The sequence below is a fragment of the Geobacter sp. 60473 genome (assembly GCF_036323535.1).
Lineage (GTDB): Bacteria > Desulfobacterota > Desulfuromonadia > Geobacterales > Geobacteraceae > Geobacter > Geobacter sulfurreducens.
Genome location: NZ_AP028967.1, coordinates 363519 through 380135 on the forward strand (window position 1 = coordinate 363519; position 16617 = coordinate 380135).

Sequence of the window (16617 nt, forward strand, 5' to 3'; positions counted from 1 at the left end):
CACGACGGTTTCGTGGCGCGGGATATTCATGCATTGACGGGAGAAGGAATGTCATCATTGGCACCCAGGTTGTGGGCCGGCATCGCGTTCGCAGCCGTGGCACTTATCGGCGTGTCCGGGGGAGCGCATGCCCTTGACCGCCGGTTCGAACTGACGCCCAGCCTGCTTTCCCAGGGAGGCGAGGCTCCCGCGGCCCCTCGCAGCGAAGGGCGCCCGGCCCGTAAAAGCGAACGTGCTTCGACAGGAGTCACCGCCTACACGATCCGTCCGGGCGACCACATTTTCAAGATCCTCATGAAGGAATACGGGCTTTCCAACCGGGAGGCCGAGGCGCTCATCCCCGAGGTCCGCCGAATCAACGGCATCACCGACATCCGCCGGCTGCGGGTGGGCCAGACCATTCGCATCCCCCTGGGCGCTGCCGCCGGCGGTGACGAGCGGGGCAGCAACCGTCCCGTTGCCCGGGAGGCAGCCGTTGCCTCCGGCGCCAGGGTGCCCGCGGCAAAGGAGACGGGCCATCTGCTCCGGATGACCAGCTATGCCGGCGCGCGCGAGACCCACGATCTCGAAGCTGCCCGCCGCCTGTGGGACGGACTCGTTGCCGCCGAGGTGAGGGATGCGCGTCCCATCAGGATCGAGGACCGGAATTTCTCCCTCTCCCTCGATCCGGAGAATTTCCCCACGTTTCCTGCCGCCGACGGCGGCCGCATCCTGGTTGACGCCGAGGGCAGGATTCCGCCCCTGGTGCGGGCGCTCATCGAGGAGAAGGACCCTTCGGTCAAAATCGTGTCGGAGAATCCCCGCAACCGGAGGCGTTTCCTGTCGTCCCTGCTGGAGGGGGCCGGGTTCTATTCGGTGGAGGAGAACGTCTCCCTGGAGTTCGGCGCCGATCCCAAACTGACCGTCACAGCCGACTTCAAGGTGGAGAAAAGCCCCGACAGCCTGCTGCGCAACGATGTGATCCTGCTGAACGTGGAAGAGTACCGGCGCGGGGTGCCCCCCGCCCTGACCGGCTTCCTGAAGCGCGAAGGGTTTCAGATGGTGGAGCCGTTCCCGGGCCGGGGCGAATCTGCTCCTCCCGCGAGCCAGACTCTGTACCAGATCACGGCCAGCGAGCCGCGCGACATTGCCGACTCGCTCCTCAGGGCGCTCAATCTCCGTTACGACGTGGACCGCAGCGTGGAGCTGTTCGGATCCGGCGACGGCGGCGTCACGCTGTTCGTCCGGGCAGACCGCTACTTCGAGAACGGTGGCGACCGGTTCGTGGTGAGCCACTTCGACGGTAACCCGGTGAGTTATACCCTCACCCGCTTGCTGGAGACCAGGGGCTACCGGGTGATCATGCTCGGCGACCATGACGATTTCCGCATGGTGGCGGAAAAAATCTTCGGCCGCCTGCGGATGCCGGGGTCCTTTGCCCGCTACGATCTGGTTCCCTACCGGGAGGCCCCCTACGGCATCCAGATGTCGGGCTTCCGGGTGCCCCGTTCCGGGAGTGCGGCGGGGGGCTTTTTCACCAATACGGCTTTGAATCCCCTGTTCCGCGATCTGCTCGATTTCAACGGCTACTCGATCGTTTCCTACTGAACGGCGGCCGCTCCCGAGGTCCTTTGCCCCCATGTCCCAGAAAAAGGTTGGCGAGATACTTATCGAGCACCGGCTGATCTCCGAGGATCAGCTCCGCGAGGCCCTGGAACTGCAGAAAGTTTTCCCCGACCAGCCAGTGGGGCAACTGCTCTGCAAGCTCGGGTTCCTGAACGAGAGTGAGCTGTCCTATATCCTGGAGCAGACCGGCAAGCGCCAGAAGTTGGGCGATATCCTCATCAGGGAGCGCCTGGTCGACGAGGAGCGCCTGAACCAGGCCCGGGCCGCCGCCAAGCGGGACGGCTCCACGCTGGAGCGTGCCCTCCGCAAGCTGCGTCTCGTCGAAGAGGAGCCCCTGGCCAAGACCATCGCCACCCAGTACGACCTCTCCTTCGTTCACATCAACACCCTGGAGATCGAGCCGGACCTCGCCCGCTGCATCAACCCCAACTATGCCCAGCGCCAGCGGATCGTCCCCATCTCCCGCATCGGCAACACCATCACCCTGGCCATGGCCTATCCCATCAAACTTCATGAGCTGAAGGAGCTTGAGCAGAGCATCAAGTCGCGGATCATCCCGGTCATCGCCATGGAGAGCGAGATCATCCAGGCCCAGCAGCGCCTCTACAAGACCGCCTCCAGCGCCGCGCACGCCTTTTCCCTCGACGAGGCCGACCTGGAGATCGCGCCGGGAAGCATCGTCGACATACTGAGCTCCGGCGCCGGGGAGGACGAGCCGGACATCGACGACGAGGTGCGCACGATCACCGAGCGCGACAGCGTTATTGTGAAGCTCGTCAACAAGATCATCTTCGACGCCCACCAGAACCGTGCCTCGGACATCCATGTCGAACCCTATCCCGGCAAGAACGATGTGATCGTCAGGATGCGGGTCGACGGCAGCTGCAAGGTGTACCAGCGCATCCCGTTCAAGTACAAGTACGCCATCCCCTCGCGCCTCAAGATCATGGCCGAGCTGGACATCGCCGAGAAGCGCAAGCCCCAGGACGGCAAGATCAATTTCAAGAAATTCGGTCCCCTGGACCTGGAACTGCGGATCGCCACCATGCCAACGGCCGGCGGGCTGGAGGATGTGGTCATCAGGCTCCTGAACACGGGCCAGGCCTATTCCTTCGACAGTCTCAGCCTCACCGACCGCAACATGCGCATCTTCGGGGAATCCATCACGAAGCCCTACGGCCTTGTCCTGGTGGTGGGCCCCACCGGAAGCGGCAAGACCACCACCCTCCACGCGGCCATCGCCCGCATCAACCGGCCAGAAGTAAAGATCTGGACCGCCGAGGACCCGGTGGAGATCACCCAGAAGGGGCTCCGGCAGGTTCAGGTCAACCAGCGCATCGGCCTCACCTTTGCCGCGGCACTGCGCTCGTTCCTGCGGCTCGACCCGGACGTGATCATGGTGGGCGAGATGCGGGACGAAGAAACCGCCTCCATCGCGGTGGAGGCCTCCCTCACCGGGCACCTGGTCCTGTCGACCCTGCACACCAACTCGGCCCCGGAGACGGTCACCCGCCTCCTGGAAATGGGACTCGACCCCTTCAGCTTCTCCGATTCGCTTCTCTGCGTCGTGGCCCAGCGCCTGGCCCGCCGTCTCTGCGAGGATTGCCGCGAGCTTTACCGCCCCGACCGCAAGGAGCTCTCCGAGATCATCGAGGAGTACGGCGAGGAGCAGTTCGCCGCCACGGGACTGCTGGGCAACGAGGTGGTCCTGGCCCGGCCGGTGGGGTGCACCACCTGCAACCAGAGCGGCTACCGGGGGCGCCTCGGCATCCACGAGGTGCTCGAAGGCACCGACACCATGAAGAGCCTCGTCAAGAAGAAGTCCGACACCGAGATCATCCGGCGGCAGGCCATGACCGACGGCATGACCACCCTGCGGCAGGACGGCATCCTCAAGGTCTTCCAGGGGCTCACCGACATCCACGAAGTACGCAAGGTCTGCCTCAAGTAACGATGGTGTAAACCATAAAATGTTTGCATTTTAGCCCCCTTTGCTATATAGTACCTCCCTCCGCGGAACTGCCGCACCATATTTCTCCCCCCAGGTGACCCCCTTGAGCGCGACACGCAATCTCGACGCACTGCGGCGCGAGATCGACGCCATTGACGATGCCATCCTCGATCTGCTCAACCGCCGTGCCGAACTGGTCATGGAGGTGGGACAGGTCAAGACCGCGGAGAAGCGCGATTTTCACGTGCCCAACCGGGAACGGGAGATTTACGAGCGGCTGCTCGCCCGCAACACCGGCCCCTTCCCGGCCGAGGCGGTCAAGAGTGTGTTCCGGGAGATCATCTCCGCTTCATTGGCCCTTGAGGCGCCCATGAAGGTGGCGTTCCTGGGACCCCGGGCGACTTTCACCCACCTGGCCACCATGCAGCACTTCGGCCTGGCCGCGGAGCTGGTCGCCCAGAAATCGATCCCTGCCGTGTTCGAGGAAGTGGAGAAGGGGCGGGCCCTCTACGGGGTCGTGCCGGTCGAGAACTCCACCGAGGGGATGGTTTCCCACACCCTCGACATGTTCATGGAGAGCGACCTCAAGATCAACGCCGAGGTTCTGCTGGAAGTGTCCCACGACCTCCTCTCCCGCACCGGCCGGCTGGACGACGTGAAGAAGGTCTATTCGCATCCCCAGGCCATTGCCCAGTGCCGCAAGTGGCTCGACGACAACCTGCCGGGTGTGCCGGTGGTGGACGTGGCGTCCACTGCCCTGGCCGCCCAGATCGTGAGCGAGGATTACGCGGCCGCGGCCATTGCCAGCGAGTTCGCCGCGGCCCAGTACGACCTGAAGGTGGTGCGCACGAGGATCGAGGACCAGGTCAACAACTTCACCCGCTTCCTCGTCATCGGTCGGAAGATGGCGGATCGGAGCGGCGACGACAAGACTTCGCTCATGTTTTCCGTCAAGGACGAGCCGGGCATCCTCTACCGGATGCTGGAGCCCTTCGCCTCCCGCGGCGTCAACCTGTCCAAGATCGAATCCCGCCCCCTCAAGAAGAAGGCGTGGGAATACATCTTTTACCTGGACCTGGCCGGCCACATCACCGATCCGGTGGTTGCCGAGGCGGTTCAGGACCTGGGGCGCTACTGCCAGTTCGTGAAAATTCTCGGCTCCTATCCCAGGGCGAAATGAGCTGTTCCGTCCCCTTTATCCGGCGACTGGCCGTCATCGGTGTCGGCCTCATCGGCGGTTCCCTGGCGCGGGCCCTGCGGGCGGCAGGTGCCGTGGGCGAGGTCGTGGGTATCGACCTGGACGAGGCCAACCTGCGGCAGGCCGCCGAGCTGGGGGTTGTCGACCGGGCCGCGGCCACGGCTGCCGAAGGGGTTGCCGGCGCCGACATGGTTTTTCTTTCCGTGCCGGTCCGCGCCATGGCGGGGGTAGTGAGGGAGATCGCCCCCCATCTGGCCGCCGGGTGCATCGTGACCGACGGCGGCAGCGTCAAGGCAGAGGTGGTGGCCGCGTGCGATTCCCTCATGCCGGCCGGCACCTGTTTCGTGGGGGGGCACCCCATTGCCGGGACCGAGCACTCCGGGGTGGGGGCGTCCTTCGCCACCCTCTACCAGGGCAAGCGCTGTATCCTGACCCCGGCCGCAACCACTGACCGCGGCGCGCTCGCCACGGTGGCCCGCATGTGGGAGGCGGCCGGTTCCGAAGTGGTCCTGATGGATCCGGAGAAGCACGACCGGGTGGTTGCCGCCATCTCCCATCTCCCCCACATGGTCGCCTACGCCCTGGTGAACGCCGTCGAGGGGTACGACCGGTTCGAAGAGAGCATTCTCCGCTACTCGGCCGGCGGCTTCCGGGACTTCACCCGCATTGCCTCGTCGGACCCGGCCATGTGGCGCGACATCGCCCTCATGAACCGGGAGGGGGTCCTGGAGATGATGGATCACTTCGCCGCGTACTTCGGCCAACTCCGGTCCCTGGTGGCCAAGGGGGACGCGGAAGGTCTCGAACGGTTCTTCCGGGATTCCAAGGAATCCCGTGACGCAATACTCTAGCTGCAAAGGAGTGTCCGTGGTAAGCCTGAGTTCACACCCCGCCCGCGCGCTGCGCGGCGAAATCGCGATGCCGGGGGACAAATCGATCTCCCACCGCTCCATCATGCTCGGCTCCATCGCCCGCGGCGTGTCCACGGTGAGCGGCTTTCTCCGGGGCGAAGACAATATCGCCACCCTCGACGCCTTCCGGGCCATGGGGGTGCAGATCCATGACGACGGCGAAACCCTGCGGATCGAGGGGAAAGGGCTCCACGGCCTGACCGAGGCCGAGGACGTCATCGACTGCGGCAACTCCGGCACGTCCATCCGGCTCCTGACGGGGCTCATGGCGGCTCAGCGCTTCTACACGGTCCTCACCGGCGACCGCTACCTGCGGCGCAGGCCCATGCGGCGGGTGGTCGAGCCCCTTTCGCGCATGGGGGCCTGCATCCACGGCCGCGACAACGGCGAAAAGGCGCCCCTGGCCATCGTGGGCCGGCCCCTGACCGGCATCACCCACGATTCGCCGGTGGCCAGCGCCCAGGTGAAATCAGCCCTCATGCTGGCCGGTCTCTACGCCGACGGCGCCACCCGCGTCACCGAGCCCCATCTCTCGCGGGATCACTCGGAGCGGATGTTCCGCCACTTCGGCGCCCGGCTGGAGACCGACGCCGCCGGGGTCACCGTGTACGGCGGCCACGAGCTGGCCGGCCGCGACATCGTTGTGCCGGGGGACATCTCCTCGGCGGCCTTCTTCCTGGTTGCCGCCCTGATCGTCCCCGGCTCCGAGCTGCTCATCCGGGGGGTGGGCGTGAACCCGACCCGCACGGGCATCCTCGATATCCTCGCCGCCATGGGGGGCTCGGTGGAGCTGCTCGACCAGCGCGAAGTCTCCGGCGAGCCGGTGGCCGACCTGCTGGTCCGGTCATCGGCCCTCAAGGGGATCGAGATCGGAGGCGACGTGGTGCCCCGGGCCATCGACGAATTCCCGGTCATCTGCGTGGCCGCCGCCCTGGCCGAAGGAACCACCGTCATCCGCGACGCCCGGGAACTGCGGGTCAAGGAAACGGACCGCATCGCCGCCATGGCCTCCAACCTGCGCGCAGCCGGGGCCACTATCACCGAGACGGCGGACGGCATGATCATCGAGGGGACCGGCCGGCTGAACGGCGCCACCGTGGAGAGCTTCGGCGACCACCGGATCGCCATGTCCATGCTCGTGGCGGGCCTTGCCGCCTCGGAGGCAGTCACCGTCAGCGACACCGAGTGCATCGCCACCTCGTTCCCCACCTTCACCGCGCTTCTGGACAGGGTGGCGGTACGGTGAGCGCGGCGGGGCGCAGGGGGCTCATCGTCGCCATCGACGGACCGTCGGGCGCCGGGAAGAGCACCATAACCAAGCTCCTGGCGGACCGGCTCGGCTACATCCACATCGACACCGGAGCCATGTTCCGGACCGTGGCTCTGGCCGCCAGCCGCGCCGGCATTGCGCCCGACAACGACGCCTCCCTGGCCGGGCTTTGCGCCGATCTGGAGATCGCCTTTGTGAGGAATAACGGCTGCTGCCGGGTGACCGCCAACGGCGAAGACGTGACCGAGGCCATCCGGACCCCGGCCATCAGCGCCCTCACCTCGGCCATCTCGGCACGCAAGGTGGTGCGCGACGTCCTGTTGCGCCTCCAGCGTCACATGGCCCGCGAAGGGGGGGTCATCCTGGAGGGGCGCGACATCGGCACCGTGGTCTTCCCGGACGCCGACGTGAAGTTTTTCCTCTCCGCGTCAGTGGAGGAACGGGGGCGCCGGCGCTACCTGGAACTGAAGGCCAAGGGACAGAAGGTGTCCCTTGACGAGACCATCGCGGCCGTGGCCCGGCGGGACGAGCAGGACTCGGGCCGGGAGCACGCCCCCCTGCGGCGGGCCGATGACGCCGTGGACATCGATTCGACCGGTCTTTCCATCGAGGAAGTACTGGACCGCATGGAATCCATCGTGCGGGAGCGGGAACGGGCCTTTCCGGGAGGGTAACCCGGGACGGCAACAGAGCAGCAGCATCGGGAGCAACGCAATGGAGATTCTACTGGCAAAGCGGGCCGGCTTCTGCTTCGGCGTGAAGCGGGCAACCCAGATGGCCTTCGAGGCCGCCGAAAAGGAAGGGGAAACCTTTACCCTCGGCCCCATCATCCATTCGCCCCAGGTCGTGCAGCGCCTGGAGGGGATGGGGGTGAAGGTTCTGAGCGACCTGGAAGGGATCGGCAACGGCACCGTCATCATCCGGTCCCACGGGGTGACCTCCGCGGAACTGGAAGACGCGGTCCGTCGGCAGCTGGAGGTGGTCGACGCCACCTGCCCCTTTGTCAAGAAGGCCCAGGAGCACGTGAAGCGCCTGTCCCACGACGGCTATACCGTGGTGGTGGTGGGCGATGCCGACCACCCGGAGGTGCAGGGCATCGTATCCTATGCCGAGGGGCCGGTCCACGTGGTCGGTTCCGGCGAGGAGGCCGCCAGGCTTCCCAACATGAAGAAGGTCGGCGTTGTGGCCCAGACCACCCAATCCTTCGAAACCCTCAAGAACGTGGTGAAGGAATGCCTCCTCAAAGGGGGGGAGATCCGGATCTTCAAGACCATCTGCGACGCCACCGCCGTCCGCCAGGACGAAGCCAAGGCACTGGCCCGGGAGGTGGACTGCATGATCGTCATCGGCGGCTTCAACAGCGCCAACACCAAGCGGCTCGCCGAGGTCTGCTCCGAGCTGCAGCCGCGCACCCACCACATAGAGACGGCCCAGGAGCTGGATGCATCATGGTTTCAAGGGGTTGAGCGGGTAGGGGTCACTGCGGGCGCTTCCACGCCCAAGTGGCTTATTGATGAGGTAATAGAACGGATACAAGAGTTTGACAATAAGAAAAAAGGTTGAGTTTTTCGATAGATATTGCTACGTTTACTCATCCTAATCCACGACGTGTAGGGAGGCCAGCTTTAAATGAGTGATGACAAGGACTATAACAGCCGCACCGCAATGACGATCAAACGATTCGCCGATGCGGAGGACGAGGCGGATCAGGGGGGCTCCGGCGAGTTCGCCGAGCTTTTCCAGGAGAGTATCAGGCATCACCATGTGGGGGAAGTCGTCAAGGGCAAGGTGGTGCACATCAGCAACGAATACGTGCTGGTTGATATCGGATACAAGTCCGAGGGGAGCATCCCCGTTGAAGAGTTCCTCGACGAGGCCGGCAACCTGACCGTCCAGGTGGGCGACGAAGTGAAGGCCCTGTTCGAGCGGAAGGAGAACCAGAAGGGGTACGCGGTTCTCTCCAAGCGCAAGGCCGACCGCCTCTCCGCCTGGGATGCCATCGACGCCGCCGGCGGCGAAGGCGGCATCGTCGAAGGCAAGATCACCGGCAAGGTCAAGGGGGGCCTCACCGTCGACATCGGCGTCCAGGCGTTCCTGCCTGCCTCCCAGGTTGATCTCCGCCCCGGCGGCAACCTGGACAAGTACATCGGCGTGACCGACCGCTTCAAGGTGCTCAAGCTCAACAAGAAGCGGGGCAACATCGTTCTGTCCCGTCGCGTCCTGCTGGAAGAGGAGAGGGCCGGCGTCCGCACCGAGACCCTCGCCAACCTGGCCGAGGACCAGATTCGCGAAGGCGTGGTCAAGAACATCACCGATTACGGCGCATTCGTCGATATCGGCGGCGTTGACGGCCTCCTGCACGTGACCGACATGTCGTGGGGCCGGCTGGGCCACCCCTCCGAGATGCTCAAGCCGGGCGACAAGCTCAGCGTAAAGGTCCTCAAGTACGACCAGGAAAAGGGCAAGATCTCCCTGGGCCTCAAGCAGATCACTCCCGATCCCTGGCTCGCGGTGGAGCAGAAGTTCCGGGTCGGCGACCGGGTCAGCGGCCGCGTGGTCAGCATGACCGATTACGGCGCATTCGTGGCCCTCGACGAAGGCGTCGAAGGGCTGGTGCACGTCTCCGAAATGTCGTGGACCAAGCGGCTCCGCCATCCGTCCGACCTCCTCACCGTGGGCGACGAAGTGGAAACCGTGGTGCTCGGCATCGACACCGGCAACCGCCGCATCTCCCTCGGTCTCAAGCAGGCCCAGGCCAACCCCTGGACCCAGCTGGAAGAGAAATACCCCGTCGGCACCAAGCTGGAGGGGCAGATCAAGAGCATCACCGACTTCGGCGTCTTCATCGGCGTTGACGAGGGAATCGACGGCCTCGTGCACGTTTCCGACATCTCCTGGACCAAGCGGATCAAGCACCCCGGCGAGGTCTACGCCAAGGGGCAGACCGTCCAGGCCGTGGTCCTCAACGTGGACGCCGAGAACGAGCGCCTTTCCCTGGGGATCAAGCAGCTCACCCCCGATCCCTGGAGCGTCATCCCCGCAACCTACCGTCCCGGCACCCGCGTGCGGGGCAAGGTAACCTCCGTGACCGACTTCGGCGTCTTCCTTGAGATCGAAGAGGGGATCGAAGGGCTGGTGCACGTCTCCGAGCTTTCCCGCGAGAAGGTCGCCTCGCCCAAGGACTTCGCCTCCGTGGGCGACGAGCTGGATGCGGTGGTTCTGAGCGTCGACGACGTGGAGAAGAAGATCGCCCTCTCCGTCAAGGCTCTCCAGGCCGCCGCCGAGAAGGCCGAGCTGGAGTCGTACATGCAGGACCGCGGTGAAGCCACCTCCAACCTGGGTGCCCTGCTCCGGGAGGGGATGCGCAAGAACGGCGACAACAACGACTAACATCCGTCCACCGGGCGGGCGCCGTCCGGTCCGCCGGGCGGCGCCGGCACCGCGGCAGAGTCAATCAAGCAGCAAGGAGTATTGTGATGACAAAAAGTGAACTGGTAGAAATGCTGGCGGAGAAAAACTCGTGGCTCACCCGCAAGGACTCGGAGATGGTAGTCAACATCGTGTTCGACAGCATCGCCGACGCCCTCAAGAGCGGCGAGAAGGTCGAAATCCGCGGCTTCGGAAGCTTTACCGTCCGCGAGCGCGGCGCCCGCGAGGCCCGCAACCCCAAGAGCGGCGCCATCGTCAAGATCCCCGCCAAGAAGACCCCGTTCTTCAAGACCGGCAAGGAGCTCCGCGAGCGGGTAAATCACGAGAACGCCGATTAGACCCGGTATCGCCCGGATGGTGGAACTGGTAGACACAAGGGACTTAAAATCCCTCGGCAGCGATGCTGTGCCGGTTCGAGCCCGGCTCCGGGCACCACGTAACAGATGAAGCACTGAGGAAAACAAGAGGGCTATGCCGCAACGCATAGCCCTCTTTCTGCATCTTCCGCCACGGGCCGGGCAGGCGTACGGAGTGCGCCGGCTGGCGGTGGCTGGCACCCACTCTTCATTCCAGGGGAATCGAGATGAGCAAGATCGGCCGGAATGACCCGTGCCCATGCGGCAGCGGGAAGAAATACAAGCAGTGCTGTTTCCACCGGGCGACGTCCGCTGCTGCGGCTCCCGATGCCGAGATGCTCTGGCGCGCCGGCAACGCTCATCTGGCCGGGGGCGCGCTCGACATGGCAATCTCCTGCTACCGGGAGGCCGTGCGGCTCAGGCGCGGCTTCGCCCAGGCCCACTACAACCTGGGGGTTGTCTTTCAGCAGAAAGGGCTGCTCGACGAGGCCGCCGCCAGCTTCCGCAGCGCCATTTCCTTTAATCGCGACTACGCCAAGGCCTACAACAACCTGGGCTATATCCTGGCCACCCAGGGGCGGCTCGACGAGTCGGCCGACTGCTTCAACCGGGCCATCGCCATTGAGCCCGGCTTTGCCGCGGCCTACCACAACCTGGGCACCACCCTGCGCCACCAGGGGCGGCTCGACGAAACCCTGTCCGCCTTCCGCACGGCCCACGCCATCAATCCCAACGATCCCGTCTTCCACAGCGACCTGCTCATGATGCTGCACTACAGCGACATGGACGACGAAACCCTGTTCCGGGAGCACGTCCGCTGGGGCGAGCAGCATGCCCCGGCCGCCGCGTCCGTCCCCGCCCACCAGTGCGACCGCGACCCCGGCCGGAAGCTGCGCATCGGCTACGTCTCCGGCGACTTTGGGAAACACCCCGTGGGCTACTTCCTGCTCCCCCTCCTGGAGAACCACGACCGCTCGCAGTTCGAGATCTGCTGCTACTCCGAGCGGGGCCAGCGCCAGGAGGACGACGTCACCGCCCGGATCAGGGGCCATGCCGATCTCTGGCGCAGAACCATGGGCCTGGGCGACGCCGCCGTGGCCGAGATGATCCGCGCCGACGGCATCGACATCCTCGTGGACCTGGCCGGCCACACGGCCCACAACCGGCTCAAGGTCTTCGCCCTGAAACCCGCGCCGGTGCAGGTGACCTGGCTCGGCTACCCCAACACCACCGGTCTGCGCGCCATGGACTACCGCATCACCGACGCCGTGGCCGACCCCCCCGGCAGTGCCGATGCCCTGCACACCGAGCAGCTGATCCGGCTCGAACAGGGCTTTCTCTGCTACACCCCGCCCGCCGGCGCTCCCCCCGTGGGCGAGGCGCCATGCCTCGCGGGCGCCGGGGTCACCTTCGGCTCCTTCAACAATCTGGCAAAGGTGAGCCCGCAGGTGATCGACGCCTGGAGCGCCATCCTGGGCCGCGTGCCCGGCTCGCGCCTCATGCTCAAGTTCAGGGGCTTTGCCGACGAAACCTGCCGCAGGCGGGTCAGCGACGACTTCGGGGCCCGGGGCGTCACCCCGGACCGGCTGGAGCTCGTCTCCTTCGTGGAGAACTTCAACGACCACCTGGCGCTCTACAACCGGCTCGATCTGGCCCTGGACACCTTCCCCTACAACGGCACCGCCACCACCTGCGACGCCCTCTGGATGGGGGTGCCTGTGCTCACCTGCTGCGGCACCCGCCATGCCGCCCGGGTCGGGGCCGGCATCCTCACCAGCTTGGGCCTGCCCGAGCTCATCACCCACTCGCCGGAAGAATACATCGCCGCCGCGGCCGCCCTTGCCGCCGACCCCGCCCGGCTGGCCACCCTGCGCCGGGACATGCGGCCCCGCCTGGCCGGCTCGCCCCTGTGCGACCCCGCCGGGTTCGCCCGCCGCATGGAAGCGGCCCTGCGGGATATCTGGGGCCGGTGGTGCAGCGCGTAAGGACCGCCGCCCCCGCGCGATTCTCCCCCCGAAAATGCGAAAGGCTGTACGGTCACGTGCCGTACAGCCTTTTCTGATTCTGTGCCTGTCCCCGCCCGAGCGGGGATTGACCGGCAGGTTGCCCTGCCTCGGTGCTACTCGTTAGATTTTCTCCCAGCTGTTACGATATCTCGCCTCCTTTCCGGCCCGCAGGGCCATCGCAATGAAGGTGTGTAATCATACCAACTGCTTCTTCTGACCTGTTGGTAATCATATCGGCATCCCCGGCCGAAACTTGAGAACTATTTTTGCGACCCGCGCGGACAGGGGCGCGGCCCGCTGCCGACCGTTGCAGAGCGCGAAAACTCAGGAATTCCCCTAATTGATTAAATGTTAATTGCATGTTACTAACCGGAGCTATTCGTTTACAGCACCAGGGGTTGCTCTATGAAACGTCGTGAAAATGCTGTGTTGCGCCTTTCCGTGCCGTTCCCTCTCCAGCCCTTCGCCAAGTATTCCCCGCGGTTCAGTGAAATTGATGTCCTGCTCCGGGAGCACCTCGATGTGCCCTATGCCTCCGTGGTGGTGAGCCATGCGGGGAGTGTGGCCAAGGGTGCCTGCAGGGGCCTCGCCGGCAGGGGTGACATGCGGGCTCCGGGTGGGGCGGGGGTAGGGGGGGGGTGGGTGGGGCAGGGGGTTGAGTAGGGGGCTTTACTCCTTTGTTATGACTGGAAATAAGCAGGTTGGAGAGGTGATAGCGGGATCAATCGGATATCAATGTGTCGCACCGATCGGGGCGGCTTGGGGACGTATGACCTTCCCCCGGAATTGTGGACAGTCCGAAAAGCTGCTACAACAGAGCACGGAGGACTGTCATGGTATCAAGGAGAAAACGTTTTACCCGCGAGTTCAAAGTTGAAACGGTCAAGTTGGCCGTCGATGGCGACAGCAGAGTCGCCCAGATTGCCACTGACCTGGGAATTCACCCCAACACGCTTTACACATGGATTCGGCAGTATTCCGACAAGCCGGATGACGCGTTTCCCGGTACCGGGCACCTGAACTCCGAAGCCGAGACGATCCGCCAGCTCAAGCGTGAGAATGAGCGGCTGAAGATGGAGCGTGACATTTTAAAAAAAGCCATGGCCATCTTTTCCAAAGACCAGAAATGATCTTCCGCTTCATGCACGATCATCAGGCGGAGTTTCCGGTCGCGGTCATGTGCTCCGTGTTCCAGGTGTCCCGTAGCGGCTATTATGCCTGGAGTACGCGTCCTGAAAGCCGACGGAGCAAGGAGACCCGCGAGCTTTGCCAGGAGATTGCGCAAATCCACCGGGACAGCAAGGGCATTTACGGTAGCCCAAAGGTTCACAAAGAACTGCGTCGCCGTGGCAAACGGCACGGCAAGAACCGAATCGCCCGCCTGATGCGGAAAGATGGCCTGTACGCCAAGACGAAGCGGAAGTTCAAAGTGACCACTGACTCGCGCCATAGCCAACCAGTGGCGAACAACCTTCTCAACCGGGAGTTCAACCCGGCCCGGCCCAACCAGGTGTGGGCCAGCGACATCACCTACATCTGGACCGCTGAAGGCTGGCTGTACCTGGCGGTTGTTATCGACCTGTACTCCCGCACTATCGTCGGTTGGTCCATGGCAGAACGGATGACCCGGCAACTGGTCATGGCAGCCCTGACGCTGGCGGTCAAGAGACGTAACCCGCCCCGTGGCGTGTTGCATCACTCTGACCGTGGAGCGCAGTACGCCAGCGAAGACTATCAGGTGCTGTTGGCCAAGCACTGCATGATCTGCAGCATGAGCCGCACCGGCAACTGCTGGGACAATGCTCCGGTTGAGAGCTTCTTCGGCATACTGAAACGGGAGCTTGTTTTCCACAGCCGCTATCACAGCCGAGCGCAGGCCCGGCAAAGTATCTTTGACTATATCGAGCGATTCTATAACCGCCGAAGGATTCATGCGTCCCTCGGCTATCTGACACCCAGTGAGTTCGAGGAACTCAACCTTGCAGCCTAATCTACTGTCCACAAAACTGGGGTAAGTTCACTATTTTACAATGAGGTCGTTTTTCACCGATATTACACCGTTAACGCTACCGGCAACCTGTCCCGCCTTTTCCACGCTCTGTGCCGAGTCGACGAATCCGCTCAACTGCACGACTCCCTTGAAGGTCTCAACGGTTATCTGCATCGTTTTCAGAGTTGCTTCGCTAAAGATTGCTGACTTTACCTTGGCTGTGATTACAGAATCATCGAGATACTGGCCGGTACTCTCTTGTTTTGGCGTGGTTGCACACCCAAGGAATGTGGTTATTACCCCGATACAGACCAGCATTTTCAGTATGCGCTGGAGTTTTTGCATGATAAATTCTCCTTTCTCGTTGAACCTGCAGCCCTCTGTCAAAGTCGTCTCTGCCACGTGGAAATACAACGTCGCTTATTTGTGTTTTTATTACTTCTGTATTACACAATCGATGACCGCATTGATTCTCCGGTTTTTCTGCCTCCCTTCGGGGGTAGTATTATAGGCTATACGCCGTGCGGAACCGTACCCCTTGGCAAAGAGTCGCGAGCGCTCGATGCCGAATTTCCCAACAAGGTAGTTCACCACGGTTTCGGCACGCATCTGGGAGAGCTTCATGTTGTGTTCCGGGCTGCCGACGTTATCGGTATGCCCCTCGATCACAGCTGTTGTTGTGGGGTACTTCTTCATGTAGTCACCCACCTTGTTCATCTCGTCAAAGTATTGGGCCTGGATCTCGGCGCTGTCCGTTGCAAACTCTACTTTCAGGTTCATGCAGAGTCTCTCTGGGGGCGGAGCGAGTTCCTTGACATCAAGAGCACAGTCAATGATGGCGTTAATGTGTCGGCTTTTCTGTCTCCCTGCGTCGCTCGAACTCTCAGGGGTCTGCTTTGTTTTGCCGTACCCCTTGGCAAAGAGTCGGGAGCGGTCGATCCCGAAATTATCCTCCAAGGATTTCACGACGCTCTCAGCTCGCCGCTGAGAAAGCTGCATGTTGTAATCATCGCTACCGACTTCGTCGGTATAACCTTCAATAACGGCGGTGGTAGTCGGATGTTTTTTCATGAAATCGCCGACCTTGGCCACCTCATCATGATATTGGGGACGGATTTCGGCTTTGTCGATGTCAAACTCGATCTTCAGGTAAACACAGTATTTCATCTTCTCCGGAGTCGGTTCAGCGGCCGGAATCGGCTCGAGCGGAGGTTCCTGAGGCGGAGCGACTTTAGGCTCAGGCCGAGATGCCGGTGGCGCGATTGCGGCAACCGGCGCCTGGGCAGGCTTCGTTCCGCCGAACTGGTAGGTGATCCCGACAGTGTATTCATAGTTGGAAAGCGTTTCGTTATTACGGAAGAGGAGGTGCCGGAAATCGCCACGCAGGGCCAGGTCATCGGTTAGGAAATACTTTATACCTGGTCCATAGTCGAAGATCCCCTTGTTAAAGGTCTTCTGGTGTTCCCTGTCAACCGTGATGCCACCGTATCCCGCTGCCAGGAAGGGAACCAGCTTGTTGTCAGGGAAAAGGTGCAGCAGGAGGTCGGCACCGTAACGGTATACCTTGGCATCACCAAGACTGTCCAGAGTGCTCTCCGTCGGGGTGAAGTCGAACAGCGCCTCGACTCCGAAATGCTTGGTAAAGTTGTAACCTCCTCGGATGCCCACAATTGGGCTCGTTTCCAGGTGTTGTTTGCCGTCGAAGCTGTACCCGCCCGCAATTCCGGAAAGGTTGAATGAATCGGGCCGGATGCCACCCGCTACAGCCATGGATGCGGTGACTACGAGCAACAGGTAAACAATCAGATATCTGGTGATAATTTTCATGCGATACCTCCTTTGGTAAAATGTTTACTCAGATTTCGCAGTAAGAACGACTGTCATCACAATAAGAAATTCGA

The 16617-nt window shown here is 63.0% G+C and carries 14 protein-coding genes and 1 tRNA gene; 13 read left to right on the forward strand and 2 right to left on the reverse strand.

Annotated elements, in window-relative coordinates:
* Positions 1–48: 48 nt before the first annotated feature.
* The 13 genes from AABA48_RS01685 (at position 49) to AABA48_RS01750 (ending at position 14716) form a co-directional block, all read left to right on the forward strand.
* A complete protein-coding gene (locus tag AABA48_RS01685) occupies positions 49–1587 on the forward strand; it encodes a LysM peptidoglycan-binding domain-containing protein (RefSeq protein WP_338270869.1) in 1539 nt (512 codons plus the stop codon).
* 31 nt (positions 1588–1618) lie between these two features.
* Entirely contained in the window at positions 1619–3556 is a 1938-nt protein-coding gene (locus AABA48_RS01690) for a GspE/PulE family protein (RefSeq protein WP_338270871.1), read from the forward strand.
* Between the two features lie 103 nt (positions 3557–3659).
* Positions 3660–4736, forward strand: coding sequence for a prephenate dehydratase (gene pheA, locus AABA48_RS01695; protein ID WP_286351823.1), 1077 nt, complete (start codon positions 3660–3662; stop codon positions 4734–4736).
* The gene (locus AABA48_RS01700) at positions 4733–5605 is read left to right on the forward strand and encodes a prephenate dehydrogenase (protein WP_286351824.1); all 873 of its coding nucleotides are present in this window, start codon (positions 4733–4735) and stop codon (positions 5603–5605) included. The genes pheA and AABA48_RS01700 overlap by 4 nt, the downstream gene beginning before the upstream one ends.
* 16 nt (positions 5606–5621) lie before the next feature.
* Positions 5622–6911, forward strand: coding sequence for a 3-phosphoshikimate 1-carboxyvinyltransferase (gene aroA / locus AABA48_RS01705; RefSeq protein ID WP_338270874.1), 1290 nt, complete (start codon positions 5622–5624; stop codon positions 6909–6911).
* Positions 6908–7609, forward strand: a complete 702-nt coding sequence (gene cmk / locus AABA48_RS01710; protein WP_045667521.1) for a (d)CMP kinase — start codon at positions 6908–6910, stop codon at positions 7607–7609. The genes aroA and cmk overlap by 4 nt, the downstream gene beginning before the upstream one ends.
* 40 nt (positions 7610–7649) lie before the next feature.
* Complete coding sequence (gene ispH / locus AABA48_RS01715) at positions 7650–8498, forward strand: 4-hydroxy-3-methylbut-2-enyl diphosphate reductase (protein WP_338270876.1); 849 nt, start codon at positions 7650–7652, stop codon at positions 8496–8498.
* A gap of 66 nt (positions 8499–8564) precedes the next feature.
* Positions 8565–10325 carry a 30S ribosomal protein S1 gene (locus AABA48_RS01720; protein WP_286351827.1) on the forward strand — a complete coding sequence of 587 codons (1761 nt, stop codon included), beginning with the start codon at positions 8565–8567 and terminating at the stop codon, positions 10323–10325.
* Between the two features lie 86 nt (positions 10326–10411).
* Complete coding sequence (locus AABA48_RS01725; protein WP_010943239.1) at positions 10412–10702, forward strand: integration host factor subunit beta; 291 nt, start codon at positions 10412–10414, stop codon at positions 10700–10702.
* 10 nt (positions 10703–10712) lie between these two features.
* Positions 10713–10799 (forward strand) — tRNA-Leu (locus AABA48_RS01730).
* 148 nt (positions 10800–10947) lie between these two features.
* Entirely contained in the window at positions 10948–12705 is a 1758-nt protein-coding gene (locus tag AABA48_RS01740; protein WP_350284117.1) for an O-linked N-acetylglucosamine transferase, SPINDLY family protein, read from the forward strand.
* 426 nt (positions 12706–13131) lie between these two features.
* Positions 13132–13389 carry a hypothetical protein gene (locus AABA48_RS01745; protein WP_338270879.1) on the forward strand — a complete coding sequence of 86 codons (258 nt, stop codon included), beginning with the start codon at positions 13132–13134 and terminating at the stop codon, positions 13387–13389.
* A 170-nt stretch (positions 13390–13559) separates the two neighbouring features.
* Positions 13560–14716, forward strand: a protein-coding gene (locus tag AABA48_RS01750) for an IS3 family transposase (RefSeq protein WP_286351828.1) whose coding sequence is annotated in 2 segments (ribosomal slippage) — positions 13560–13815 and positions 13815–14716 — 1158 coding nt in all. Because the reading frame shifts where the segments join, the coding sequence is not laid out codon by codon here.
* Between the two features lie 30 nt (positions 14717–14746).
* On the opposite strand, the gene AABA48_RS01755 is transcribed toward AABA48_RS01750, so the two are convergent.
* Together AABA48_RS01755 and AABA48_RS01760 are read right to left on the reverse strand one after the other, a co-directional pair.
* Positions 14747–15061: a BON domain-containing protein gene (locus tag AABA48_RS01755; RefSeq protein WP_286351829.1), complete on the reverse strand. Its 315-nt coding sequence runs from the start codon at positions 15059–15061 to the stop codon at positions 14747–14749.
* A gap of 90 nt (positions 15062–15151) precedes the next feature.
* Positions 15152–16543, reverse strand: coding sequence for an OmpA family protein (locus tag AABA48_RS01760; protein ID WP_286351830.1), 1392 nt, complete (start codon positions 16541–16543; stop codon positions 15152–15154).
* Positions 16544–16617 lie beyond the last annotated feature (74 nt).

What these genes read in the sequence shown, in the direction of transcription:
- AABA48_RS01760 (WP_286351830.1), bottom strand. Translation starts at nt 16,543, where the DNA reads ATGAAAATTATCACCAGATATCTGATTGTTTACCTGTTGCTCGTAGTC.
- AABA48_RS01685 (WP_338270869.1), top strand. Translation starts at nt 49, where the DNA reads ATGTCATCATTGGCACCCAGGTTGTGGGCCGGCATCGCGTTCGCAGCC.
- AABA48_RS01720 (WP_286351827.1), top strand. Translation starts at nt 8,565, where the DNA reads ATGAGTGATGACAAGGACTATAACAGCCGCACCGCAATGACGATCAAA.
- AABA48_RS01745 (WP_338270879.1), top strand. Translation starts at nt 13,132, where the DNA reads ATGAAACGTCGTGAAAATGCTGTGTTGCGCCTTTCCGTGCCGTTCCCT.
- AABA48_RS01700 (WP_286351824.1), top strand. Translation starts at nt 4,733, where the DNA reads ATGAGCTGTTCCGTCCCCTTTATCCGGCGACTGGCCGTCATCGGTGTC.
- AABA48_RS01740 (WP_350284117.1), top strand. Translation starts at nt 10,948, where the DNA reads ATGAGCAAGATCGGCCGGAATGACCCGTGCCCATGCGGCAGCGGGAAG.
- AABA48_RS01690 (WP_338270871.1), top strand. Translation starts at nt 1,619, where the DNA reads ATGTCCCAGAAAAAGGTTGGCGAGATACTTATCGAGCACCGGCTGATC.
- ispH (WP_338270876.1), top strand. Translation starts at nt 7,650, where the DNA reads ATGGAGATTCTACTGGCAAAGCGGGCCGGCTTCTGCTTCGGCGTGAAG.
- AABA48_RS01725 (WP_010943239.1), top strand. Translation starts at nt 10,412, where the DNA reads ATGACAAAAAGTGAACTGGTAGAAATGCTGGCGGAGAAAAACTCGTGG.
- AABA48_RS01755 (WP_286351829.1), bottom strand. Translation starts at nt 15,061, where the DNA reads ATGCAAAAACTCCAGCGCATACTGAAAATGCTGGTCTGTATCGGGGTA.